The following is a 22,938-nucleotide window of genomic DNA, read 5'->3' on the forward strand; positions in this document are numbered from 1 at the left end:
TCCGGTGTCGGCCCGGCATCAGCCTGGCAGAAGTGCCGCGCGCGGCGCCCGACGATCGTCTGAATTACAGGTTTTTTCAGGGCAATTTGCCGCCGAAACACGCGGAATTATAAGGTATCATTCCGTTTTGCCGCCGCCCCTGGCGGCGCCTTCGCCGCTTGGACCCAAGGTCCGGCCGCTGAAGGACGCCGGACCCGACTGCCCGCCGGGGCCCGGAGCAGGATCCTCCGATTAGACCGACTCGCTGCTGCCCCATCGTGGGTGCCGGGTCTGTGGCGCCCGGACCATCGTCCGGCCATCCGCCAAATGAAGTTTGGCGAACTTTCTGGCGCCGTCTAATCAAAGGTTCCCGTGGGAGTGTGTTCCGCCGGCCCGGCGGGGCCCTTCCTCCGGACTGTTGCGGTTCGCCTGGCGCACTGCAACGGCAAGGGCGGGACCGTGGATGCGCGGAGAACGCGCGCCGTTTCCATCGACGACATATGAATATCGCGGCCGGCGCCAAGGACTGGCGCCGGCCGCTTCGCATACCTGCGAACCCACCAGAAAACAGGACTCCTGATGTTCGGATTTCTCCGCAGCTACTTTTCCAACGATCTCGCGATCGACCTCGGCACCGCCAACACGCTGATCTATATGCGTGACAAGGGCATCGTGCTCGACGAACCGTCGGTGGTCGCGATCCACCTGGGCGGCGGCCCGAACGCCAAGAAGACCATTCAGGCAGTCGGCAAGGAAGCCAAGCAGATGCTGGGCAAGGTGCCGGGCAACATCGAGGCGATCCGCCCGATGAAGGACGGCGTGATCGCCGACTTCACCGTCACCGAGCAGATGCTCAAGCAGTTCATCAAGATGGTGCACGACAGCAAGCTGCTGCGTCCGTCGCCGCGCATCATCATCTGCGTGCCGTGCGGTTCGACCCAGGTCGAGCGCCGCGCGATCCGCGAGTCGGCGCTGGGCGCCGGCGCCTCGCAGGTCTACCTGATCGAGGAACCGATGGCCGCGGCGATCGGCGCCGGCCTGCCGGTGTCCGAGCCGTCGGGCTCGATGGTCGTCGATATCGGCGGCGGCACCACGGAGGTCGGCATCATCTCGCTGGGCGGCATGGTCTACAAGGGCTCGGTGCGCGTCGGCGGCGACAAGTTCGACGAAGCCATCGTCAATTACATCCGCCGCAACTACGGCATGCTGATCGGCGAGCAGACCGCCGAAGCGATCAAGAAGGAAATCGGCTCGGCCTTCCCGGGTTCGGAAGTGCGCGAGATGGAGGTCAAGGGCCGCAACCTGTCCGAAGGCATCCCGCGCGCCTTCACGGTCTCGTCCAACGAGATCCTGGAAGCGCTGACCGATCCGCTGAACCAGATCGTCTCTACCGTCAAGATCGGCCTGGAACAGACCCCGCCGGAACTCGGCGCCGACATCGCCGAGCGTGGCATCACGCTGACCGGCGGCGGCGCGCTGCTGCGCGACCTGGACCGCCTGCTGGCCGAAGAGACCGGCCTGCCGGTGCTGGTGGCCGAGGATCCGTTGACCTGCGTGGTGCGCGGCTCGGGCATGGCCCTGGAGCGCATGGACAAGCTCGGCAGCATCTTCGCCTACGAGTAAGCCGGTCCGGCAAAGGATCGTTCCCGTGGCGAAGCGCGCCCTGCCCGCACCGCTGGCCGAGGCCGGCCACGGGCAGGTCCGCCGCCGCGCCACCCTGGGCAAGCAGGCCGCCGCCACCGGGCGGCCTGCGCGACTCCGCCAATTCTGGTCCGCCCCCGGACGCCCGAGCGCGGCGTGCCGGCGACGCGGACCGCCACCGCCTGCGTACGGCTAAATGGATTACACGCCGCCACCGCTATTCAAGCAGGGCACGTCCGCGTTCGCGCGCCTGGTCATCTTCGTCACGATGGCGCTGGTGCTGCTGGTCGTCGACGCCCGCTTCGATGCGCTGTCCACGGTCCGGCAGATTGCCGCCACCGTGCTGATGCCGGTCGAGCGCGCCGTGCTGGTGCCGCGCGACATGGCGCGCACCGCGTTCGACTATCTGCAGTCGTCCGCCGCGCTGGCCAGCGAGAACCGCGAGTTGCGGCGGCGCGCGGTGGCCCAGGCCGACGACGCGCTGCGCCAGGCCCAGCTCGAGGCCGAGAACCGGCAACTGCGCAAGCTGCTCGACCTGAAGGAGCAATCGGCGACGCCCGTCACGGCGGCCGAGGTGCTGTACGACGCGCGCGATCCGTACAGCCAGCGCATCGTGATCGACCGCGGCAGCCAGCACGACGTGCGCGCCGGCTATCCGGTGATCGACGATCGCGGCGTGGTCGGCCAGGTCACGCGGGTGACGCCATTCCAGTCCGAAGTCACGCTGCTGACCGACAAGGACCAGGCGATCCCGGTGCAGGTGGTACGCAACGGCCTGCGCAGTCTCGCCTTCGGCGGCGGCAAGGCCGGCATGCTGGATCTGCGCTTCATGGCGGCGTCGGCCGATCTGCAGCAGGGCGACCTGCTGGTGACCTCCGGCCTGGACGGCGTCTATCCGCCTGGCCTGCCGGTCGCGCGCATCGTGCAGATCGAACGCAAGGCCGACACCGCGTTTTCCCGCGTCTACTGCGAGCCCGTCGCGGGCGTGCGCTCGCACCGCCAGCTGCTGGTGGTGCGCTACGACGCCGAGAAGCCCTCGCGCGAGCTGCCGGCCGGCGACAACGGCAACAGCACGGCGGGCAAGGCCAGCAAGACGGAGAAGGCGGGCAAGGCCGCGGAGAAGGCGGAGAAGGCGGAGAAAGCCGAGAAAGGCGATAAAGCCGACAAGGCGCCGAAGCCGAAAGCGGACACCGCGGCCACGATCGCCACGGCGTCCTCGACCGCGTCGAGCCAGGAGCAGAAGCGGTGACCCATCCCCAATACCTGCTGCGGCCGGTCAATCCGGCCTTCATCGCGCTGACCTTCGTGCTGGCGTTCCTGTTCAACCTGCTGCCGTGGGGCGACATCCTGTGGGTGCCCGACATGGTGGCGCTGGTGCTGGTGTTCTGGAACATCCACCAGCCGCGCAAGGTCGGCATGGGCGTGGCCTTCGTGCTGGGCCTGCTGATGGACGTGCACGACGCACGCCTGCTCGGCGAGCACGCGATGGCCTACACGCTGCTGGCGTATTTCGCCATCACGATCCACCGCCGTGTGCTGTGGTTCAGCGTTTATACCCAGGCGCTGCACGTGCTGCCGCTGCTGTTCATCGCCCATGCGGTGCCGGTCGTGATCCGGCTGCTGATGGGCGCGCCGCTGCCCGGCTGGCCGCTGCTGGTCGCGCCCGGCATCGAGGCGCTGCTGTGGCCGCTGGCCACCGGCCTGCTGCTCGCGCCGCAGCGCCGTTCGGTCGACGTCGACGAAACCCGGCCAATCTGACGGCATGGCACTCCGATCGCTGTTCCTCTCCGTGCCCCGACCGCCCGTCCACGCAGCACCATGACCGAAATCCGCAACGTCGAACTCGAGCTCGGCCGCTTCCGCCTTCGCGTGGCGGCCGCGGCGCTGTTCGCCGTGATCCTGTTCGGCCTGCTGTTCCTGCGCTTCTTCTGGCTGCAGTGGTACAAGCACGACCAGTACTCCGCCAAGGCCGAGGACAACCGCATCTCGGTGGCGCCGATCGAGCCGAACCGCGGCATCATCATGGACCGCAACGGCATCGTGCTGGCGCGCAATTATTCCGCCTACACGCTGGAGATCACGCCGTCCAAGCTGACGCAGTCGCTGGACGACACCATCGACGAGCTGTCGGAACTGATCGACATCCAGCCGCGCGACCGCCGGCGCTTCCGCCGGCTGATGGAAGAGTCGCGCAGCTTCGAGAGCCTGCCGATCCGCAGCCAGCTGACCGACCAGGAGGTGGCGCGCTTTTCCGCACAGCGCTTCCGCTTCCCCGGCGTCGACGTGCGGGCGCGGCTGTTCCGCCAATATCCGATGGGCGAATCGGCCTCGCACGTGGTCGGTTATATCGGCCGCATCTCGCAGCGGGACCAGCAGCGCATCGAGGCGATGGACGAGGCCAACGACGCCGATCCGGCCAAATACGATCCACGCAAGGACGCCGACAACTACAAGGGCACCAACTACATCGGCAAGATCGGCATCGAGCAGAGCTACGAGACCGAACTGCACGGGCTGACCGGCATCGAGGAAGTCGAGGTCAGCGCCGGCGGGCGGCCGATCCGCACGCTGTCGACCGCGCCCGCCACGCCCGGCAACAACCTGATCCTGTCGCTCGACATCCGGCTGCAGCAGCTGGCCGAGGCGCTGTTCGGCGATCGCCGCGGCGCGCTAGTGGCGATCGAGCCGGCCACCGGCGATATCCTCGCGTTCGTCTCCAAGCCCACCTTCGACCCGAACCTGTTCGTCGAGGGCATCGATACCGCGACCTGGAACGAGCTGAACAGTTCGCCGGACAAGCCGCTGCTGAACCGGCCGCTGCGCGGCACCTATCCGCCGGGCTCGACCTACAAGCCCTTCATGGCGCTGGCGGCGCTGGCGACCGGCAAGCGCACCGCGCAATGGGGCATGCACGACCCCGGCTTCTTCACGCTCGGCAACCACACGTTCCGCGACGACAAGCCGGGCGGCCACGGCTGGGTCGACATGGTCAGTTCGATCGTGGCCTCGTGCGACACCTACTACTACGCGCTGGCGCGCGACATGGGCGTCAACGCGATCCACGACTTCATGAAGCCGCTCGGCTTCGGCCAGCTGACCGGCATCGATATCGAGGGCGAGAGCCGCGGCATCCTGCCGTCGACCGACTGGAAACGGCGCGCCTACCGCAAGCCGGAGCAGCAGAAGTGGTACGACGGCGAGACCATCTCGCTGGGCATCGGCCAGGGCTACAACAGCTTCACGATCCTGCAGCTGGCCCACGCGACCTCGATCCTGGTCAACAACGGCGTGGTGATGAAGCCCCACCTGGTCAAGGCGATCGAGGACGCGGTCACGCGCCAGCGCCGCCTGACGGTGCCGAAGGAAAGCTACCGGCTGCCGTTCAAGCAGTCCGATATCGACGTGATCAAGCGCGCGATGGTCGGCGTCACGCATTCGGGCACCGCGGCCAAGGTGTTTGCCGGCGCGGCTTACGAATCGGCGGGCAAGACCGGTACCGCGCAGACCTACTCGCTGGCCAAGGGCGAGAAGTACAACCACCATGCGCTGGCCGAGCACAAGCGCGACCACGCGCTGTACACCGCGTTCGCCCCGGCGGACAAGCCCAGGATCGCGCTGGCGCTGATCGTCGAGAACGCGGGCTTCGGCGCGGCGCACGCGGCGCCGATCGCGCGCAAGGTGATGGACTACTACCTGCTGGGCAAATGGCCCGCCGAACTGGCCGCGATCGCGCCGCCGGCATCCGAGCGCGCCCATGGCCTGCCGCCGGTCGCGACGCCCAGCGTATTCACCACCGGCCATACCGCCAGCATCGCCAGCGCGACGGCGATGGGCAACACGCTGGCCAACGAGGACACGGAAGGCGAGCCAGGCGGCAAGCAACAGGACGCCGAAGGCGGTGCCAGCGCGGTGGCCGCCGCGCCGGCCATCGATCCCCAGGCCATCGCGCCGGCCTCCGCGCCGCTGACGCTCGAAGGCCGCATGCGCCAGGCGCTCGGCCACAGCAGGCCGCCGCACGAGGGCCCGCCGTCGACCCCGGCCGCGCCGCCGGCCCCTGGTAGTCCGGGCACGCGCAAGACGCCGCCCGGCGCGCCGGGGCCCGCTTCGTCGCCGACTCCATCCCCCGCATCCCGCGCCCGGCAGGCCGCCGCAGCGCCGGGCGCCAACGCCACGCATTGAAGGAGGCGCAGATGGATCGCAGACGCGCCCTGTCTCTGATCAAGACCACGCTGACCGGCTTCGACAAGCCGCTCGCGCTGATCGTCTTCCTGCTGTTCGCCACCGGCATCGTCGCGCTGTATTCGGCCTCGGTCGACATGCCGGGCCGGGTCGAGGACCAGCTGCGCAATATCCTGCTGTCCTACGCGGTGATGTGGGTGATCGCCTATCTGCCCACACAGACGCTGATGCGCGTAGCGGTGCCGCTCTATACGCTCGGCGTCGCGCTGCTGATCGCGGTGGCGATGTTCGGGCTGATCCGCAAGGGCGCGCGCCGCTGGCTCAATGTCGGCATCGTGATCCAGCCGTCGGAGCTGATGAAGATCGCGATGCCGCTGATGCTGGCCTGGTACTTCCAGAAGCGTGAAAGCGGGCTGCGCTGGTTCGACTTCATCGTTGCCGGCGTGCTGCTGGCCGTGCCGGTGGGGCTGATCGCCAAGCAGCCCGACCTGGGCACGGCGCTGCTGGTGCTGGCCGCCGGTATGTACGTGATCTACTTCGCCGGCCTGTCGTGGAAGCTGATCCTGCCGGCGCTGGCGATCCTGGTGACGCTGATTTCCGCGCTGCTGTTCTTCGAGCACGACATGTGCGCGCCGGGCGTCAACTGGCCCGTGCTGCACGACTACCAGCAGCACCGAGTCTGCACATTGCTCGACCCCACAACCGACCCGCTCGGCAAGGGCTTCCACACCATCCAGTCGATCATCGCGATCGGCTCGGGCGGCCTGATGGGCAAGGGTTGGCTCAAGGGCACGCAGACCCACCTCGAGTTCATTCCCGAGAAGCACACCGACTTCATCTTCGCGGTCTATTCGGAGGAGTTCGGGCTGATCGGCAATGCGGTGCTGCTGGTGCTGTACCTGCTGCTGATCTTCCGCGGGCTGTATATCGCCGCCAATGCGCCGACGCACTTCTCGCGGCTGCTGGCCGGCGCGGTGACGCTGATCTTCTTCACCTACGCCTTCGTCAACATGGGCATGGTCAGCGGCATCCTGCCGATCGTCGGCGTGCCGCTGCCGCTGATCAGCTACGGCGGCACCGCGCTGGTCACGCTGGGCATGGGGATCGGCATCCTGATGAATATCTCGCGGCAGAAGCGGCTGATTCAGACCTGAAGGCGCGCGCTACATCGTCGGCGTGCGCGATCTGACCGTCTGCTCCAGCAGCGAACGCAGCTTGGCCAGCGCGCCGGGATCGCCCCGTGCCGCGGCGCGCGCGTACCAGATCTTCGCCTGTTCGATATCGCGCTCGACCACGCCAGGCTCGCCGCGCTCGTAGAAGCTGGCGACGATGTACTGCGCGCCGCCATCGCCCGCGGTCGCGGCCCGCGTGTACCACTCGAAGGCCTTGGCGTAATCGCGCGGCACCCCGCGGCCGATGAAGTAATTGGTCGCCAGCGCGACCTGCGCCTGGATATGTCCGCCCTGGCTGGCGCGCTGATACCAGCGGTTCGCCTCCTCCAGCGACTTGGGCACCAGATCGCCGCGCTCGTGCAATTCGCCCCAGGTGAATTGCGCATGCGTCATCTCGTTGTCGGCCGCCTTCTTCAGCCAGACCAGTCCCTCCTGCGGCTTCGACGCGGTGCCATCGCCGCGCAGCAGCATCATCGCGTAATTGAACTGCGCCAGCCGGTTGCCCTGCCGCGCCGCCTCCGCGAAGTCGCGCAACGCCGCATCGAACGCCCCCGCCTCGTAGGCGACCACCGCCTGTCGCGTCAGCGTCTCCGCCGGCTGCGGCGGCCGCGGCGCCGCCATGGCGGTCTGCCACCCGCCAAGCAGGACCAGTATGCAGGCGGCGTGGCGGACGAGGCGGCGAAGGGTCGGCATGGCGAACTCCCAGCAAGGTCGGGCCTTCCAGCCAGTGTAGGAGTCGGTCGAAAGGGGCGATAGGCTGCGCCGAGTCATTCTCGGAACAAATATGTGAGAGCATTTCGCTTGCCATCGCATTCTTCCCGGGCATGGTGCGCGCCTCGCCTGGTGACTGGCGGCGGTCACGCCGCGAGCGTGCGTACGACTGCGGACGCTCTAGAATGACGCGGCCGCGCACGCGGATGCGCTGCCGCCAGCCCTCCCCCGACACGAACCGATCGTCCGCCTCCCCATGCATATCCGTTGGCTCGAAGACTTTGTATGCCTGGCCGAGGCCGGCAGCCTCGCCCGCGCGGCCGAACTGCGCAATGTCACCCCGCCGGCGTTCGGCCGCCGCATGCAGGCGGTGGAAGTGTGGGCCGGCGCGCCGCTGATCGATCGCAGCGTGTTTCCGGTCCGGCTGACCGCCGAGGGGCGGCAATTCCTCGAGGCGGCGCAGTCGGCGCTGCATACCCTCGAGGAAACGCGGCTGGCGCTGCGCGCCGCCCATCGCGTCGACGCCAGCACGGTGGTGATCGCCACCGGCAAGACGCTGTCGCGCTCGCTGGTGCCGGTCTGGCTGGCCGGGCTGCGCCAGGCGCTGCGGCACGATCCGGTGGCCGCAGGCTTTCGTACCCGGCTATCGACCTTCGCCATGCACGACGCGATGGCGATGTTCACGGAGGGCGATGCCGATTTCCTGCTGTGCTACAGCCCGCCCGACCTGCCGGTGCGGCTTGACGAGGCCCGCTATCAGTTTCATCCGGTCGGAGTCGAGCGGCTGGTGTGCGTCGCCGCCGCCGACGCCGCCGGGGGGCCGTGCTTCCGCCTGCCCGGCCGCGGCAAGAACGGCAAGAGCGCGCCGGTGCCGACGATCGCCTATGCCGAAACGCTGACGATGGGCCGCATGGTCAATCAGGAGATCGCGCGGCGCAAGCTGGCCAGCCGCCTCGACGTGGTGGCCGTCTGCGACTTCGCGGAATCGGTGCACGAGATGGTCCGCCAGCGCATGGGCCTGGCCTGGCTGCCGGCCCGGCTGATCGCTGACGATCTGCACGCCGGCCGGCTGGTGCGCGCCGATATCGGTAGCGCGGGGGACGCGGGAACGGAGGGCGGCCAACACGGCGGCAATCGCGATCTGGTGCTGCAGATCCGGCTCTATCGTCCGCGCGCACCGATGCGTCCGCTGGCCGAAGCGTTCTGGCGGGCCGCGACGGCGTGATCTCGCCGGACGCGGACGCGATGCCGCGCCGCCGTGCCGCCGTGCCGCCGTGCCGCCGTGGGTAACCGCCTTGCCGCCACGCTTGCCAATCCGGCAATCGCCGTTGCCAAACCCGCATGCGCGGATGCGGCGCCGCTCCCTAACATCGCGCCATACCACATCGATAACACATAGACACGGGAGCGTTGCCATGAAGATCTCGCTGCGGACTGCCACCGCCGCCACCTTGCTGTTCTCGGCCATCTCGGCCATGTCGCTGCTGCCTGCGGGCGCGGCGCGGGCCAGCGAATGGCCGGCCAAACCGATCACGCTGGTGGTCGGCTACACGGCCGGCGGCAGCGTCGACCTGGTCGCCCGTACCGTCGCCCCTGAGCTCGGCAAACGGCTGGGCCAGAGCGTCGTGATCGAGAACCTCGGCGGCGCCGGCGGCACCATCGGCGCGTCGCGGGTGGTCAAGGCCGAGGCCGATGGCTACACGCTGCTGATGGGCTCGGGCAGCGAGGTGTCGATCGCGCGCCTGACCAATCCGGCGGTACGCTACGACGGCGAGAAGGACTTGGCGCCGATCACCTTCGTCGGCACACAGCCGATGGTGCTGGTCGGCAAGCCGACGCTGCCGGCCCGCAATGCCGGCGAACTGATCGCGCTGGCCAAGGCGCAGCCGGACAAGCTGGCCTACGCCTCGTCGGGCGTCGGCACGCCGCTGAACCTGGCGGGCGAGCTGATCAAGCAGCAGGGCAAGGTCGGCATCACGCACGTGCCGTACAAGGGCGCATCGGCGATGGCGACCGATCTGCTCGGCGGCCAGATCGATCTGGCGGTGATGGTGCTGTCCTCCGCGCTGCCGCATATCCAGGGCGGACGGGTCAAGGCCTATGGCGTGACCGAGGCCCGGCGCGCCGCGGTGGCGCCCGACGTGCCGGCGCTGGCGGAGACGCCCGCGCTGAAGGGCGTCGACATGGGCGTCTGGTTCGGGTTGATGGCGCCGAAGGCCACGCCGCGCGCGGTGGTGGATCGGCTCAACACCGAGATGCAGGCGGTGCTGGCGATGCCGGAGGTCCGCAAGAAGCTGGCCGAGGCCGGCGTCGAGGTCGCGCCCGCCAATCCGGCGCAGTTCGCCGCCTTCGTCAAGCGCGAGACCGCCAAGTACCGCACCATCGTGCAAGCGGCCGGCATCCAGCAATAACGAGGACCCATGAACACGATGACCACGCTCGACGCCTATCCGGTCGAAGTCGCGTTTCCCGATATCCGGCCGTATGCCGACGGCAATACCGGCATCGCCTATGTCCATCATTTCGACAGCGGCGTGCCGGGTCCGCACGTGATGATCAACGCGCTGACGCACGGCAACGAGGTCTGCGGCGCGATCGTCGTCAAGGAACTGCTGGATCTGGGGCTCCGGCCGCGCCGCGGGCAACTGACGCTGGCGTTCGCCAACGTCGACGCCTATCACCGCTTCGATCCGGCAAAGCCGGATGCTTCACGCTTTGTCGACCAGGACTTCAACCGCGTCTGGACCGCCGCGGTGCTCGACGATGCGTCGCGCGACTCGTCCGAACTGCGGCGCGCGCGCGAGATGCGGCCGCTGATCGACCGCGTCGATCTGCTGCTGGACCTGCATTCGATGCACGAAAAAAGCCTGCCGCTGATCGTGTCGGGCCCGCTCGACAAGGGCGTGACGCTGGCGCGGGCGCTCGGCGCTCCGGCGCATGTGATCGTCGACGAAGGCCATCCGGAAGGCCGGCGCATGCGCGACTACGCCGGCTTCGGCGATCCGGCCAGCCCGAAGAATGCGCTGCTGATCGAGTGCGGCCAGCATTGGGAGGCATCGTCGGTGGCGGTGGCGCGCGACAGCACCGCGCGCTTCCTGTTGACCGCCGGCATCGTCGACCGCAGCGACCTGCCTGCCGGCTGGCTGTCGGCGCAGGCCGCGCCACAGCGCGTGGTGCGCGTGACCGAGCCGGTGGTCGCCACCAGCATGAACTTCCGCTTCGCCGGTCCTTACACCGGCCTGGAGACCTTCGCCGAGGCCGGCACGGTGATTGGCTGGAACGACGATGTGCCGGTGGTGACGCCGTATCCGGATTGCGTGCTGGTGATGCCGTCGCTGCGCCAGTTGCGTCCCGGCGTGACGGTGGTGCGGCTGGGACAGCTGGAGCCTTGATCCTTCGCGGCAAAGATGCCCGCCAAGAGCATCGCCGCGGCCATTAACGTGTCTTGAAGACGGCGTCGAGCGATTTGGCGTCCAGGAGCCGCCCGCTCCATCGCCGGATGTCGGCCGCCTGCGCCGCGTTCAGCTTGGCAACGACCCCCGGTGGCAGCGGCCCAAACCGGCGTGCCAGCAGTTGCTGCAGCACCCGGGCCGCGCCTTCCCGCCGGCCCTTTGTGATTCCCTTCTTCTCGCCCTTCTCTTCGTGTCGGGCGGCCCACTCGTCCATCCGTTGTGCCAGTGACATTTCCAAATCCTCCAGATCTCGAACCCGTGGCAGCGTGAGCTTGCCCTTGCGCTGCCTCAACAATACGCCACGCATCCACATCGCCAAAGTCCGCTTGAGTTCCTTGCGTCCGTCGATCCAGCAACGGACCTCGCGAATCACGCGGACCAGACTCCGCTCGTTCTTCAATCGGTTGAAACGCATCACCGCCGCCACCAGATTGCGGCGCCGAGCCAGTTGTGCTTCCGAGTACTGGCTTTCGTCGATCAGGTGATAGCGAAAACGCGGAACCGGGAAGTCCGCATCGTGAGCGATCAGGCTTTCGACATCCACCGGCGCCCTCCACTTTGTTTCGCCGTTGTACAGCACGATCGGCAACACGGGCGGCAACAGACGGCCCGGTAAACATTCCTTGCGCCGGATCAGGTCCTGGTACAGAAGCATCAGGTAGCTGAGCACTCGCACGGCCATGAATGTGTCCACGGTACTCTGGAACTCGATCAGGATGTACAGGTACATCCACTGCTGTCCCGTTCGCACGCGCCAAACCACGTCATCAGCCCGCTCGCGGAAGTCATCGGTCACGTAGCTGCACGGCATGCGCTCCAGGGTGGAGAAATCCACCTTGCGCCACCATTGCTTCGGCACAAAGCTCTTCAGCAGGTCCCTGACGAATTCGGGACAGGTGTACAGAAACTTGTAGGAGACGTCGTCGTGCTTGGCCATCGTGCCGATCATGCGTGGGGGCGCATCGCGCCGAAACCGCCAGCATGCCGACTCAAGGGCTATGAAGCTTTCGTAATAGTTGCCGCGCTATGAGTTACTGAATTGTGGCCACCGACCAGCTAACTCGCCTCCCCTGCCGCAGCCTTGCGCTGCCGCTTGAATCGTTTCAATCCTGCCGCGGAGAACCATCCACAGCGCCCGCCCCCGCTCGAGGGGATCACCGTCCCGTCGTGGAAAAGGCGCTGGAATGCGACCAGCGACACCTCAAGATATTCTGCGGCTTCCTCTGCGGTGAATTGCTCCTCGGCCAGATGGCCGAACAGTTCTTCGTGACAGACGTCGTCATCTGCAGGTTTCGGATATTCGGCGGAACGGACGGAGTATCGAGCCATGATTTTTTTGGTGCCAGAACGGATTGCGTAGGGAGACGCAGGATAACGAGGCCCGGAAGGCCAGGCCACGCTTTGCGGACCACCGCCTGTAGAAATCGGTGAACACCCTCATCAAGCGCAGCACGTCCTCAGCCGTAAACCGATCCATGACGACGTGACGGAGATCATGCGTCCGCCGTGCGCCATGTGGTGCCGGCAACTTCCCTTTTGCAGGAAACGGACGTGCGCCCCCTTGCCCCCGCCCCCCTTGCTTCGTCGGCTGCCGGCCTTGCCGGCGCTTTATCTCCTTCCCCTGCTGATACCTCCTCCGCCAGCAAGCCGTCGCGCCGCTGGCGCCTTGGCGCCGCGCGGATCGGCACGCGGCTCGCGCTGATCGTGCTGGCCGTGCAAGTGCTGGTATTCGGCCTGTTCGCCTGGGTACTGTCGGACAGCAGCATGCGCCAGCTCGAGGCGCAGCAGCGCGCGGCGATGAGCGCGCAGAACGAGACGCTGCGCGATCTGCTCGGCCAGTTCGACGACACCATGCTGCAGGAGGCCGACCGCTTCCTGCTGAGCTTCGCCGCGCTGGTGCCGGGCCCGTATGCGGTCGACCCCGCGCAGACCATCGAGGTCGCCGGCCAGCCGACGCCGCAGTTCACCAGCGGCGAGGTCGTGCTGAACAACAACTTCGCGGTGCCCGACCGCTTCTTCTCGACCACCGGCGGCACCATCGCCACGGTGTTCGCGCGCCGCGGCGACGATTTCGTGCGCGTGACCACCTCGCTGAAGAAACAGAACGGCGAGCGCGCGGTCGGTACGCTGCTCGATCGCGCCGGCGGCGCCTATGCCGCAGTGCAGGCGGGCCGCTCCTACCGCGCGCTGACGTGGCTGTTCGGCAAGCCGTATATGAGCAAGTACGAGCCGGTGCGCGATGCCGCCGGCAAGATCGTCGGCGCGCTCTATGTCGGCGTCGATGTCAGCGCCGAGCTCGCGATGCTGAAAAACCGCATTCGCCGCAAATCGATCGGCGCCGACGGACATTTCCTGGTGGTCGACGCCAAGCCCGGCCCCGACCAGGGCAAGCTGCTGGTTGGCCGCCGCCAGGAGGGCACGGTGCAACTCGACGCGCGCGACGAAGACGGCAAGACCTGGCTGCGCGAGATGATGACCGCGCGCCAGGGCAGCCTGACGCATCGGGTCGCCTTCGACGGCAGTGCTCCGGCGCTGCGCCTGACCGCATTCGAGACGTACCCGGAATGGCAATGGCTGATCGTCGGCTCGGTGCCGGTCGACAGCCTGCGCGCGGAACTGATCGCCAACCGCAACCGCTTCCTCGCGGCGGGCCTCGCGCTGGCGCTGCTGGTGTCGGCGGGTTTCTGGTGGATGCTGCGCCGGATGGTCAGCGCACCGCTGGCCGATGCGGCAGCGGCGGCGCGCAGTCTTGCCGCCGGCGACCTGACCGCACGGCTGGACAGCCCGCGCCGCGACGAGATCGGCGAGCTGATGCGCGCGATCGACGGCGTCGGCCAGGGCCTGTCGGGCATCGTCGGCACCGTGCGCGCCAGCGCCGATGCGATCGTCGCCAGCACCGGCGAGATCGCCAGCGGCAACGCCGATCTGTCGGCCCGCACCGCGAGCCAGGCCAGCAGCCTGGAGCGCACGGTCGCCAGCATCGAGCAGCTGAGCGCGACGGTGCGGCAGAACGCCGATGCCGCGGTGGACGCCGACGCCACCGTGCGAAGCGCCGCCGACGCGGCGCGGCACGGCGGCAGCACGGTCGAACGGGTGGTGCAGACCATGGATGGCGTACACCGCAACGCGCAGCAGGTGGTCGACATCATCGGCATGATCGACGGCATCGCGTTCCAGACCAACATCCTGGCGCTGAATGCAGCGGTCGAAGCCGCACGGGCCGGCGAGCACGGCCGCGGTTTCGCGGTGGTGGCCGGTGAGGTGCGCAGTCTCGCGCAGCGCAGCGCCACCGCGGCGGGCGAGATCAAGGCGCTGATCGAGCGGACCGTCTCCGATCTGCGCGACGGCCACGCAGCGGTACAGCAGGCCGGCAGCGCGATGGAGGACATCGTGCGCCAGGTCGAAGGCATCGCCACGCGCATGGCCGAGATCAGCGCGGCCTCGCGCGAACAGTCGCAGGGCATCGCACAGGTCAGCGGCGCGCTGGCCGAGATGGACGGCGTCACGCAACAGAACGCCGCGCTGGTCGAGGAGGCCGCGGCGGCGGCCGAGAGCCTCGATCAACGCGCCCAGCAGCTGCGCGAGGCGGTGCAGGCGTTCAGGCTGGCGTAGCGGCGGCGCTGCCGCCCGTCCCGCTATTCGGATCGGACAGCGGGGCGTTGCGATCCCGCGCCTGCGGATGCGGCAGGCGGCCCGGGAACAGCTGGTCGACCAGTTCGTCGATCTTCTGCGCCGGGTCGATCAGGTGGCTCAGGTTGACGCCGCCCTGGCTGCGCCGCGCATCGTAGACCGCCTTGCCGACGCGTTCGCCGCGGCGATAGACGGTGATGTCGGCGGTCGCCAGGAAGGGGCGCCAGTACGACTGCGAGGTGGCCGCATAGGTCGCCGTCAACGTGCAGGCCGCCACCGACGATCCCGGCGGCAGCAGCCGCGCCTCGAAGCCGCGGCGCTGCAACGAATGCAGCAGCGTCGCCGCGAACGGCGCGCGACCGGCGGGACTGTCGATCACGCAGAACGGCGCCCCGAGATCGGGATCGATGCGGACCATCGCCGCGATCGGGTCGGCCGGCGGTGGCGCTTCGGCCGGGCTGACCGACTGGTAGGTGGCGCAGCCCGCGGTCAGCGTGGTCAGCGCCGTCAGTGCGGACAGCATCAGCAGGCCCGCGCGGGCGGACGAAGCGGCAAACGCGGCGCGGCCGCGGCGTGGCAGGGCGGAAGTCATGGCGATCCCTCTGGGTCCGGTTGGTTCGATGGCGCGGTGGCAGGTCTTGCTCCCGCCGGCATCGCAACGCGCGCATGGCGGGGTCTCTGCCGGTTAACGGCAGCAGGCGCGGCATCTGTAGGGACGAACTGGTGCGGCATCGACGCAGCATCGATTTGCCACGGCGCCAGATTTTGAGCCGCAATTCTGCATAGCGGAATTCGTGAGTGGTCGATTATCGCCAACGTCTTGTTGTACGCGCTTGTCGCGGGCGTTCCTCGCCATGTAGATTCTGCTTTGCAGAATCACATGCCAAAAAACAATGCGCCCCGTTTCCACGGCGGCGACATCGAGAGGGGACACTTGTGAAGAAGCTGTTGATCGCCAATCGCGGCGAGATCGCCTTGCGCGTGCAACGCGCTGCGCGCGATCTGGGCATCGCGACCGTCGCCGTTTACGCGCGCGACGACGCCAATAGCCGCCACCGCCTGCTGGCCGACGAGGCCGTCGCGCTCGACGGCGAAGGCCCCGCCGCCTACCTCGACATCCCCGCCGTCCTTGCCGCCGCACGCCGCACCGGCTGCGACGCGATCCATCCCGGCTACGGCTTTCTCAGCGAACGCGCCGACTTCGCGCACGCCTGCGCCGAGGCCGACCTGATCTTCGTCGGCCCCACGGTCGATCAGCTGGCGCTGTTCGGCGACAAGGGCCGGGCGCTGGCGCTGGCGCGCGAATGCGGCGTGCCGGTGATGCCGGCCACCGAGGGCGGCGCCACGCTGGAAGCGGTGACCGCCTTCTTCGACGCACAGCAAGGCGCGGGCATCGTGCTGAAGGCAGTCGGTGGCGGCGGCGGACGCGGCATGCGCGTAGTGCGCGAACGCGAGGCGCTGGCCGAAGCCTATGCGCGCTGCCGTTCGGAGGCGCGCTCGGCGTTCGGGGTCGACGCCGTCTATGCGGAACGGCTTGTCGCCCGCGCCCGCCATATCGAGGTGCAGATCGCCGGCGATGGCCACGACGTGATCGCGCTCGGCGAGCGCGACTGCACGCTGCAGCGGCGCTTTCAGAAGCTGGTCGAGATCGCTCCCAGCCCGGCGTTGGACCCGGCGCTGCGCGAGCGCATCGCCGAGGCCGCCCGCACGCTGGCACGCCGCGCCGGCTACCGCAGCCTGGGCACCTTCGAATTCCTGGTGGAGGAAGCCGAGCCCGGCACCGCGGCGGCATGCGATGGCGCGCGCCAGTCCTTCGTCTTCATCGAAGCCAACCCGCGCCTGCAGGTCGAACACACCATCACCGAGCAGGTCACCGGCGTCGATCTGGTGGCGCTGCAACTCGGCTTGGCGCAAGGCAGGACGCTGCGCGAACTGGGCCTCGATCCGCGACAGCCGCCGGCAACACGGGGCTATGCGATCCAGGTCCGCATCAACGCCGAATCGATCGATGCGCAGGGGCTCGGCCGCCCGGCGCAAGGGCGGCTGGAACGCTTCGATCCGCCGACGGGCCCGGATGTTCGCGTCGACACGCATGGCTATACCGGCTACGCGCCCTCGCCGCAGTACGACACGCTGCTGGCCAAGCTGATCGTCTCTTCCGGCAGCGCGCGCTTCGCCGACGCGGTGCGGCGGCTGCAGCGGGCGCTGGACGAGTTCACCATCCGCGGCATCGCGACCAATCTCGATCTGTTGCGCGCGCTGGCCGAGCGCGAGGACTTCGCCACGCAGCAGATCCATACGCGGCATGTCGAGGCGGTGCTGCCCGAACTGCTGACCCGTGCCGCGCAGCTCGAAGCGCAGAGCCACGCGCTGCAGGCGGTGCAGGACAACGCCGGCGGCGCTGCAATCGCCGCGGTCGCGGCAACGCCGATCGGCGCCAGCAGTTTCGACGAGCAGCTCGGCGAAGGCCTGCACGCCGTGCGCGCGCCGATGGCCGGCCGGCTCGTCGAGGTCAGCGTCGCGGTCGACCAACTGGTGCAAGCCGGCCAGACCGTCGCGGTACTGGACGCGATGAAGATGGAACACGCGATCGTCGCCGGACAGCCGGGCCGCGTGATCGACCTGCGCGCCGAGGCCGGCGAACAGGCCGCCGAAGGCCAGGTGCTGCTGGTGCTCGAACCGGCCGACGCCGGCGCGCACACCGGCGGCGACGCCGAACAGGCCGATCCGAACGCCATCCGCGCTGACCTGCAGCGCGTGATCGATCGCCATGCCTTTCTGTACGACGAGGCGCGGCCAGATGCGGTCGCGAAGCGCCGCGCGCGCGGCCAGCGCACCGCGCGCGAAAACGTCGCCGATCTGTGCGATGCCGGCACCTTCGTCGAGTACGGCGCGCTCGCGGTGGCCGCGCAGGCCAGCCGGCGCAGCGAGGCCGACCTGATCGCCAATACGCCGGCCGACGGCCTGATCACCGGCATCGGCGGCGTCAACGGTGCGCTCTTTCCGGCCGAGCGCTCGCGCTGCGCGGTGCTCGCCTACGACGCCACCGTGCTGGCCGGCACGCAGGGCAAGCGCAACCACATCAAGACCGATCGCATCCTCCAGGTCGCGTTGCAGAACCGGTTGCCGACGGTGATCTTTGCCGAAGGCGGAGGCGGACGGCCCGGCGACGTCGACTTCCCCACCGTGGCGGGCCTCTACCAGCCCTCGTTCGCGGCATTCGCCGCGCTCAGCGGCGAAGTGCCGGTGATCGGCATCGCCTCGGGCCGCTGTTTCGCCGGCAACGCGGCGCTGCTCGGCTGCTGCGATCTGATCGTCGCCACGCGCAACGCCAATATCGGCATGGCCGGCCCCGCGATGATCGAAGGCGGCGGGCTGGGCGTGTTCCGCCCCGAGGACATCGGGCCGGCGGCGGTGCAGCACCACAACGGCGTGGTCGATCTGCTGGTCGACGACGAGGCCGCCGCGGTGGCCGCGGCCAGGCACTATCTGTCGATGTTCCAGGGGCCGGTCTCAGACTGGCAAGCGCCGGATCCGCGCGAGCTGCGGCGCGTGGTGCCGGAGAACCGGCTGCGCGTCTACGACACGCGCGGAGCGATCGCCGGCATCGCCGACGTCGGCAGCGTGCTGGAATTGCGCAGCGGCTTCGGCACCGGCATCCATACCGCGCTGGCCCGCATCGACGGCCGCCCGGTCGGCATCCTGGCCAACAACCCGCGCCACCTGGGCGGCGCCATCGATGCCGACGCCGCCGACAAGGCCGCGCGCTTCATGCAGATCTGCAATGCACATGGCTTGCCGATCGTCTCGCTGATCGACACGCCGGGCTTCATGGTCGGCCCCGAGGTAGAAGCACGCGCGCAGGTGCGCCACGTGTCGCGCCTGTTCGTGATCGGCGCCAAGCTGCGCGTGCCCTTCCTCGCGGTAGTGCTGCGCAAGGGCTATGGCCTGGGCGCGATGGCGATGGCCGCGGGGGGCTTTCGCGCGCCCACCTTCACGCTGTCGTGGCCAACCGGCGAGTTCGGCGGCATGGGGCTGGAAGGCGCGGTGCGGCTGGGCTTTCGCAAGGAGCTCGAGGCGCTGCCCGAAGGCCCCGAGCGCGATGCGCTTTACCAAAAGCTGGTGGCGCAGATGTACGAGCGCGGCCATGCGATCAACGCCGCCGCCGCGCTGGAGCTCGATGCGGTGATCGATCCGGCCGAGACGCGGCAGTGGCTGGTGACGGGGCTCGATGCCGGCGCATCGAACCCGCATCGGCCGGTGCGGCAGTACGTCGACGCCTGGTAGCAGACACCGCGCCGGCGCATCGCCGAGCCTGTCACCCCGTCCCTTCCATCGACCCGAACAAGAACGAACAGGAGACAGCAGATGGACCGCGAGCAATCGAACCCAACGGCATCGCATGACGCAGCATCCGAGGCCCAGTTCTTCGCGGACCTCGAAGCGCGCCATCGCAGGATCTGGCCCGCCGGCCTGCCGACCGCGCCGGTGTATCCGCACGGCGAGGTCGCGCTGGGGGAGTACCTGCGTGCCTGGGCACGCCTTCGCCCCACGCATCCGGCGCTGATCTACTACGGCACCGAAGTCAGCTATGCCGAGCTGGACGACCTCAGCGAGCGCTGCGCCGCGCTGCTGGCCTCGCACGGCATCGGCGCCGGCGACCGCGTCGCGGTGATGATCGGCAACTGCCCGCAGTTCCACGTGGTGTTCTACGGCATTCTGAAGCTCGGTGCCGTCTACGTGCCCGTCAATCCGCTGTTCAAGGAAGAAGAGCTGCGCTACGAGTTGAACGACTCCGGCGCCACCGCGATCGTCGTGCTCGATCAGCTGGCCGGCATGCTGATGGCGGTCAAGAACCAGACGCGGATTCGCACCGTCTTCACTACCAGCCAGGGCGAGATGCTGCCGGCGCAGCCGACGGTGCCGCTGCCTGCAGGACCGAACGGGGGCCTGAAGGCGCCGCCGCAGCGCCTCGAAGGCACCACCGACTTGATGCCCGCGATCCGCGCGACGGGGCCCATCGCCCTGCCCCCGGTCGACCTCGACGCGCTGGCCGCGCTGAACTACACCGGCGGCACCACTGGCATGCCCAAGGGCTGCATGCACACGCAGCGAGACATGGTCTACACCGCGGCCGCCTCGTATGCGTTGACCGGCGGCGTCGACGCCGCGCGCATGGCCGAAGGCTCCAACGACGTGATGCTGAACTTCCTGCCGATGTTCTGGATTGCCGGCGAGAACCTCGGGCTGATCTATCCGATCTTCAGCGGCGCCACCGTGGTCGTGCTGGCGCGTTGGGACCCGGTCGCGGTGATGGCCGCGATCGACCGCTATCGCGTCAACCGCACCTTCGTCGTGGTCGACAATGCGGTCGAGCTGATGAACCACCCCGAGCTGCCGCGCTACAACCTTCGCTCGTTGCGGCATACGCGCGCCGCCTCGTTCATCCGCAAGATCACGCCTGACATCCGGCGGCGCTGGTTCGAGCTGACCGGCAGCGTACTGGCCGAGGGCGCCTGGGGCATGACCGAGACGCACACCAGCGACACCTTCACCACCGGCATGCAGGACGATGACATGGACCTGCGCGGCCGGCCGGTGTTCGTCGGCCTGCCGGTGCCGGGCACGCGCATCAAGATCTGCGACTTCGATACCGGCGCACTGCTGCCGATCGGCGCGGAAGGCGAAATCGTCGTCAGCACGCCGTCGCTGTTCAAGGGCTACTGGGGCCGTCCCGACGTCGACGCCGAGGTGTTTCGCGACGGCTGGTTCCGCACCGGCGACATCGGCGCCTACGACGAGGACGGGTATCTGCATTTCCTCGGCCGCCGCAAGGAAATGCTGAAAGTGCGCGGCATGAGCGTATTCCCGTCGGAGCTGGAGGTGCTGCTGTCGCGCCATCCCGCAGTGCTGGGCTCGGCCGTGGTGGGCAGGCCCGACCGCGACAAGGGGCAGATGCCGGTCGCCTTCATCCGGCTGCGGCCCGAACACACCGCCACGGTGGACGCCGACGCGCTGCACGCCTGGTGCCGCGAACAGATGGCGGTCTACAAGGTGCCCGAGATCCGCATCGTCGACGAACTGCCGCTGACCGCGACCGGCAAGGTGCGCAAGGTCGAACTGCAGGCGCAGCTGGAGGCCGAGCAGGGGCAATGAGGACGCAATGAAGGGCGCAATGAAGGGCGCAATGAAGGGCAATGAAGGGCAATGAAGGCGTAATGAGGACGTAGTGAAGGCAGTGAGCGCGACCGACACCGCTTCATGGCCTCGGTCGCACATTCATCGCAAGGGCGCCGCACGAGTGCCCCATGACATCAGGAGACAAACCATGAATCCGTCCCGCCGCAGATTGCTGCAGACGTCCGCCGCGCTCGCCGGCAGCCTCGCGCTGCCGCGCCTTGCCGGCGCGCAGGCGACCGGCACTGCCACCATCGACGGCCCGATCCGCATCGTGCTGCCCTACCCGCCCGGCGGCTCGACCGATGCGATCACGCGCTTTATCGCCGACCGGCTCGGCGCGGCGGTCAAGCAAACCGTGATCGTCGAGAACCGGCCCGGCGCGGCGGGCATGATCGGCGCCGCGCAGGTGGCCAAGTCGCCTGCCGACGGCCGCACGCTGCTGTTCACCAATACCGCGCTGATCCAGAGCCCGCTGATCCAGCCCAAGCCGCTCTACGACCCGATGACGGATTTCGATCCGCTGTCGCTGGTCGCCGACGCCGCGCAAGTCTTCGTCGCCAATGCCGATCTGCCGGTCAAGACGCTGCGCGACTACGCCGCCTATGCCAAGGCGAATCCGGGCTCGGCTTACGGCAGCCTCGGCGTCGGCTCGACCGGCCATCTGTACGGCGAGCTGTTCAAGCGGCGCGCGCAGGTCGAGATCGTGCACGCCGCCTACAAGGGCGATGCACCGGCGATCGCCGATTTGCTTGCCAAGCAGTTGCCTGCAGGCTTCGTCTCGACCGTGGTGGCGCGCACCTATGGGGAAGCGGGCCGCATCAAGGTGCTGGCGACGCTGGGAACCAGCCGCGTGCCGTCGATGCCCGATGTGCCGACCTTCGCGGAATCGGGGTATCAGGGCTTCGAGGCGATCGGCTGGATCGGCATGCTGGCGCCGCATGGCTGCGCCCGCCCGGTGATCGACCGGCTGTCGACCGAAATCGCACGCATCGTGCGCTCGCCCGATGGCTCGCGCATGCTGACGGAGGCCGGTATGCTGCCACGCGGCACCAGTGCCGACGAATTCGCGGCCCTGCTCAAGCGCGACCAGAAGGTGTGGCAGTCGCTGGTGCAGCAGACCGGCATCCGGGTCGGTTGAACCTACTCTGCCGGCGGGCCCGCCGGCAGCCAACAGGAGTCCATTCGCCATGCGCGACAGCTCGACCTCGAGCCGGCCTGAACCGAAGGAAGACCGGCATTTCATCACGGCGCTCGCGCGCGGGCTCGAAGTGCTGGCGTGCTTTCGTTCCAGCGACCGTGCGCTGGGCAACCAGGAGATCGCGCAGCGCTGCCGACTGCCCAAGTCCACCGTGTCGCGCCTGACCGCGACGCTGACCAGGCTCGGCTACCTGACGCAATACGAAGGAAGCAACAAGTACTCGCTCGGCACCGCCTGCCTGGGCCTGGGCAGCGCGATGCTGTCGCGGCTCGATATTCGCAAGGTGGCGCGGCCGCTGATGCAGGAACTGGCCGACTTCTCAGGCGGTACCGTGTCGCTTGGGGCGCGCGACAGATTGTCGATGATCTATGTCGAGCATTGCCGCAGTTCGGCCGCGATCTCGCTGACGCTCGATATCGGCTCGCGCATTCCGGTCTCGACGTCGGCCATCGGACGAGCGTGGCTCGCCGTGGCGGCCGACGGCGAACGCGATGCGCTGCTCGAGCAGATACGCGAACTCGACGACGTGGCATGGCCGCGCATCCGCAAGGGCATCGAGCAAGGGTTGGAGGACCATCGCGCCCTCGGCGTGGCTTGCTCGTTCGGCGACTGGCAGAAGGACGTCAACGGCATCGCGCGCGGCTTCGATCCGGGCAACGGCATGGCGGCGATGGCGCTGAACGTCGGCGGCCCCTCATACAACCTGTCGCCGGAATTCCTGCTCAACGAAGTCCGTCCGCGTCTGCTCCAGGTGGTGCAGCAACTGGAGTCGACCTTTCCCAGGTAAGGCGTACCC

General features: G+C 68.5%; 17 protein-coding genes. 13 read left to right on the forward strand and 4 right to left on the reverse strand.

What is annotated here, in order from left to right; all coding sequences use genetic code 11:
* Window positions 1-558: 558 nt before the first annotated feature.
* From HTY53_RS20020 to rodA, 5 genes are all read left to right on the forward strand, one after another.
* Window positions 559-1,602 carry a rod shape-determining protein gene (locus HTY53_RS20020; RefSeq protein ID WP_023264573.1) on the forward strand — a complete coding sequence of 348 codons (1,044 nt, stop codon included), beginning with the start codon at window positions 559-561 and terminating at the stop codon, window positions 1,600-1,602.
* Between the two features lie 214 nt (window positions 1,603-1,816).
* Window positions 1,817-2,869 (forward strand): rod shape-determining protein MreC, encoded by a 1,053-nt coding sequence (gene mreC / locus HTY53_RS20025; protein ID WP_174108269.1) that lies wholly within the window; start codon window positions 1,817-1,819, stop codon window positions 2,867-2,869.
* Window positions 2,866-3,378 (forward strand): rod shape-determining protein MreD, encoded by a 513-nt coding sequence (gene mreD / locus HTY53_RS20030; RefSeq protein ID WP_174108270.1) that lies wholly within the window; start codon window positions 2,866-2,868, stop codon window positions 3,376-3,378. The genes mreC and mreD overlap by 4 nt, the downstream gene beginning before the upstream one ends.
* Before the next feature lie 60 nt (window positions 3,379-3,438).
* The gene (gene mrdA / locus HTY53_RS20035; protein WP_174108272.1) at window positions 3,439-5,799 is read left to right on the forward strand and encodes a penicillin-binding protein 2; all 2,361 of its coding nucleotides are present in this window, start codon (window positions 3,439-3,441) and stop codon (window positions 5,797-5,799) included.
* Between the two features lie 11 nt (window positions 5,800-5,810).
* Window positions 5,811-6,953 carry a rod shape-determining protein RodA gene (rodA, locus tag HTY53_RS20040; RefSeq protein WP_174108274.1) on the forward strand — a complete coding sequence of 381 codons (1,143 nt, stop codon included), beginning with the start codon at window positions 5,811-5,813 and terminating at the stop codon, window positions 6,951-6,953.
* 9 nt (window positions 6,954-6,962) lie between these two features.
* Here the strand turns inward: rodA and HTY53_RS20045 are convergent, their stop codons facing one another.
* Complete coding sequence (locus HTY53_RS20045; protein ID WP_174108276.1) at window positions 6,963-7,664, reverse strand: tetratricopeptide repeat protein; 702 nt, start codon at window positions 7,662-7,664, stop codon at window positions 6,963-6,965.
* Between the two features lie 274 nt (window positions 7,665-7,938).
* On the opposite strand from HTY53_RS20045, the gene HTY53_RS20050 reads away from it, so the two are divergent.
* The 3 genes from HTY53_RS20050 (at window position 7,939) to HTY53_RS20060 (ending at window position 11,074) form a co-directional block, all read left to right on the forward strand.
* The gene (locus tag HTY53_RS20050; RefSeq protein WP_174108278.1) at window positions 7,939-8,907 is read left to right on the forward strand and encodes a LysR family transcriptional regulator; all 969 of its coding nucleotides are present in this window, start codon (window positions 7,939-7,941) and stop codon (window positions 8,905-8,907) included.
* Between the two features lie 190 nt (window positions 8,908-9,097).
* Window positions 9,098-10,093 (forward strand): Bug family tripartite tricarboxylate transporter substrate binding protein, encoded by a 996-nt coding sequence (locus HTY53_RS20055; RefSeq protein WP_174108279.1) that lies wholly within the window; start codon window positions 9,098-9,100, stop codon window positions 10,091-10,093.
* Between the two features lie 9 nt (window positions 10,094-10,102).
* Complete coding sequence (locus HTY53_RS20060) at window positions 10,103-11,074, forward strand: M14 family metallopeptidase (RefSeq protein WP_174108281.1); 972 nt, start codon at window positions 10,103-10,105, stop codon at window positions 11,072-11,074.
* A gap of 43 nt (window positions 11,075-11,117) precedes the next feature.
* Here the strand turns inward: HTY53_RS20060 and HTY53_RS20065 are convergent, their stop codons facing one another.
* Together HTY53_RS20065 and HTY53_RS20070 are read right to left on the reverse strand one after the other, a co-directional pair.
* Complete coding sequence (locus HTY53_RS20065; RefSeq protein ID WP_174108282.1) at window positions 11,118-12,071, reverse strand: Rpn family recombination-promoting nuclease/putative transposase; 954 nt, start codon at window positions 12,069-12,071, stop codon at window positions 11,118-11,120.
* Window positions 12,072-12,190: 119 nt separating this feature from the next.
* Window positions 12,191-12,463, reverse strand: coding sequence for a helix-turn-helix domain-containing protein (locus HTY53_RS20070; RefSeq protein WP_174108284.1), 273 nt, complete (start codon window positions 12,461-12,463; stop codon window positions 12,191-12,193).
* A gap of 222 nt (window positions 12,464-12,685) precedes the next feature.
* Here HTY53_RS20070 and HTY53_RS20075 point away from each other — a divergent pair, with 222 nt between their 5' ends.
* The gene (locus HTY53_RS20075) at window positions 12,686-14,746 is read left to right on the forward strand and encodes a methyl-accepting chemotaxis protein (protein ID WP_368041044.1); all 2,061 of its coding nucleotides are present in this window, start codon (window positions 12,686-12,688) and stop codon (window positions 14,744-14,746) included.
* Here the strand turns inward: HTY53_RS20075 and HTY53_RS20080 are convergent.
* The gene (locus HTY53_RS20080) at window positions 14,733-15,356 is read right to left on the reverse strand and encodes an Sbal_3080 family lipoprotein (RefSeq protein WP_254600036.1); all 624 of its coding nucleotides are present in this window, start codon (window positions 15,354-15,356) and stop codon (window positions 14,733-14,735) included. The genes HTY53_RS20075 and HTY53_RS20080 overlap by 14 nt on opposite strands.
* Window positions 15,357-15,700: 344 nt before the next feature.
* On the opposite strand from HTY53_RS20080, the gene HTY53_RS20085 reads away from it, so the two are divergent.
* The 4 genes from HTY53_RS20085 to HTY53_RS20100 all read left to right on the forward strand — a co-directional run bounded on the left by HTY53_RS20085 (window position 15,701) and on the right by HTY53_RS20100 (window position 22,929).
* Window positions 15,701-19,051, forward strand: coding sequence for a carboxyl transferase domain-containing protein (locus tag HTY53_RS20085; protein ID WP_174108286.1), 3,351 nt, complete (start codon window positions 15,701-15,703; stop codon window positions 19,049-19,051).
* A gap of 81 nt (window positions 19,052-19,132) precedes the next feature.
* The gene (locus tag HTY53_RS20090; RefSeq protein WP_174108287.1) at window positions 19,133-20,920 is read left to right on the forward strand and encodes an AMP-binding protein; all 1,788 of its coding nucleotides are present in this window, start codon (window positions 19,133-19,135) and stop codon (window positions 20,918-20,920) included.
* A gap of 172 nt (window positions 20,921-21,092) precedes the next feature.
* Window positions 21,093-22,082: a Bug family tripartite tricarboxylate transporter substrate binding protein gene (locus HTY53_RS20095; protein ID WP_174108289.1), complete on the forward strand. Its 990-nt coding sequence runs from the start codon at window positions 21,093-21,095 to the stop codon at window positions 22,080-22,082.
* A gap of 49 nt (window positions 22,083-22,131) precedes the next feature.
* A complete protein-coding gene (locus HTY53_RS20100) occupies window positions 22,132-22,929 on the forward strand; it encodes an IclR family transcriptional regulator (RefSeq protein ID WP_174108291.1) in 798 nt (265 codons plus the stop codon).
* Window positions 22,930-22,938: the final 9 nt, after the last annotated feature.

Source organism: Cupriavidus gilardii (assembly GCF_013314895.1).
GTDB classification, from domain to species: Bacteria; Pseudomonadota; Gammaproteobacteria; order Burkholderiales; family Burkholderiaceae; genus Cupriavidus; species Cupriavidus gilardii_C.

Bases quoted from the DNA above. Each gene is read 5' to 3' on its own strand.
- HTY53_RS20095 (WP_174108289.1), top strand. From the start codon at position 21,093: ATGAATCCGTCCCGCCGCAGATTGCTGCAGACGTCCGCCGCGCTCGCC.
- HTY53_RS20065 (WP_174108282.1), bottom strand. From the start codon at position 12,071: ATGGCCAAGCACGACGACGTCTCCTACAAGTTTCTGTACACCTGTCCC.
- mrdA (WP_174108272.1), top strand. From the start codon at position 3,439: ATGACCGAAATCCGCAACGTCGAACTCGAGCTCGGCCGCTTCCGCCTT.
- rodA (WP_174108274.1), top strand. From the start codon at position 5,811: ATGGATCGCAGACGCGCCCTGTCTCTGATCAAGACCACGCTGACCGGC.
- HTY53_RS20055 (WP_174108279.1), top strand. From the start codon at position 9,098: ATGAAGATCTCGCTGCGGACTGCCACCGCCGCCACCTTGCTGTTCTCG.
- HTY53_RS20080 (WP_254600036.1), bottom strand. From the start codon at position 15,356: ATGACTTCCGCCCTGCCACGCCGCGGCCGCGCCGCGTTTGCCGCTTCG.
- HTY53_RS20100 (WP_174108291.1), top strand. From the start codon at position 22,132: ATGCGCGACAGCTCGACCTCGAGCCGGCCTGAACCGAAGGAAGACCGG.
- HTY53_RS20060 (WP_174108281.1), top strand. From the start codon at position 10,103: ATGAACACGATGACCACGCTCGACGCCTATCCGGTCGAAGTCGCGTTT.
- HTY53_RS20070 (WP_174108284.1), bottom strand. From the start codon at position 12,463: ATGGCTCGATACTCCGTCCGTTCCGCCGAATATCCGAAACCTGCAGAT.
- HTY53_RS20090 (WP_174108287.1), top strand. From the start codon at position 19,133: ATGGACCGCGAGCAATCGAACCCAACGGCATCGCATGACGCAGCATCC.
- HTY53_RS20020 (WP_023264573.1), top strand. From the start codon at position 559: ATGTTCGGATTTCTCCGCAGCTACTTTTCCAACGATCTCGCGATCGAC.
- HTY53_RS20045 (WP_174108276.1), bottom strand. From the start codon at position 7,664: ATGCCGACCCTTCGCCGCCTCGTCCGCCACGCCGCCTGCATACTGGTC.
- mreC (WP_174108269.1), top strand. From the start codon at position 1,817: ATGGATTACACGCCGCCACCGCTATTCAAGCAGGGCACGTCCGCGTTC.
- HTY53_RS20050 (WP_174108278.1), top strand. From the start codon at position 7,939: ATGCATATCCGTTGGCTCGAAGACTTTGTATGCCTGGCCGAGGCCGGC.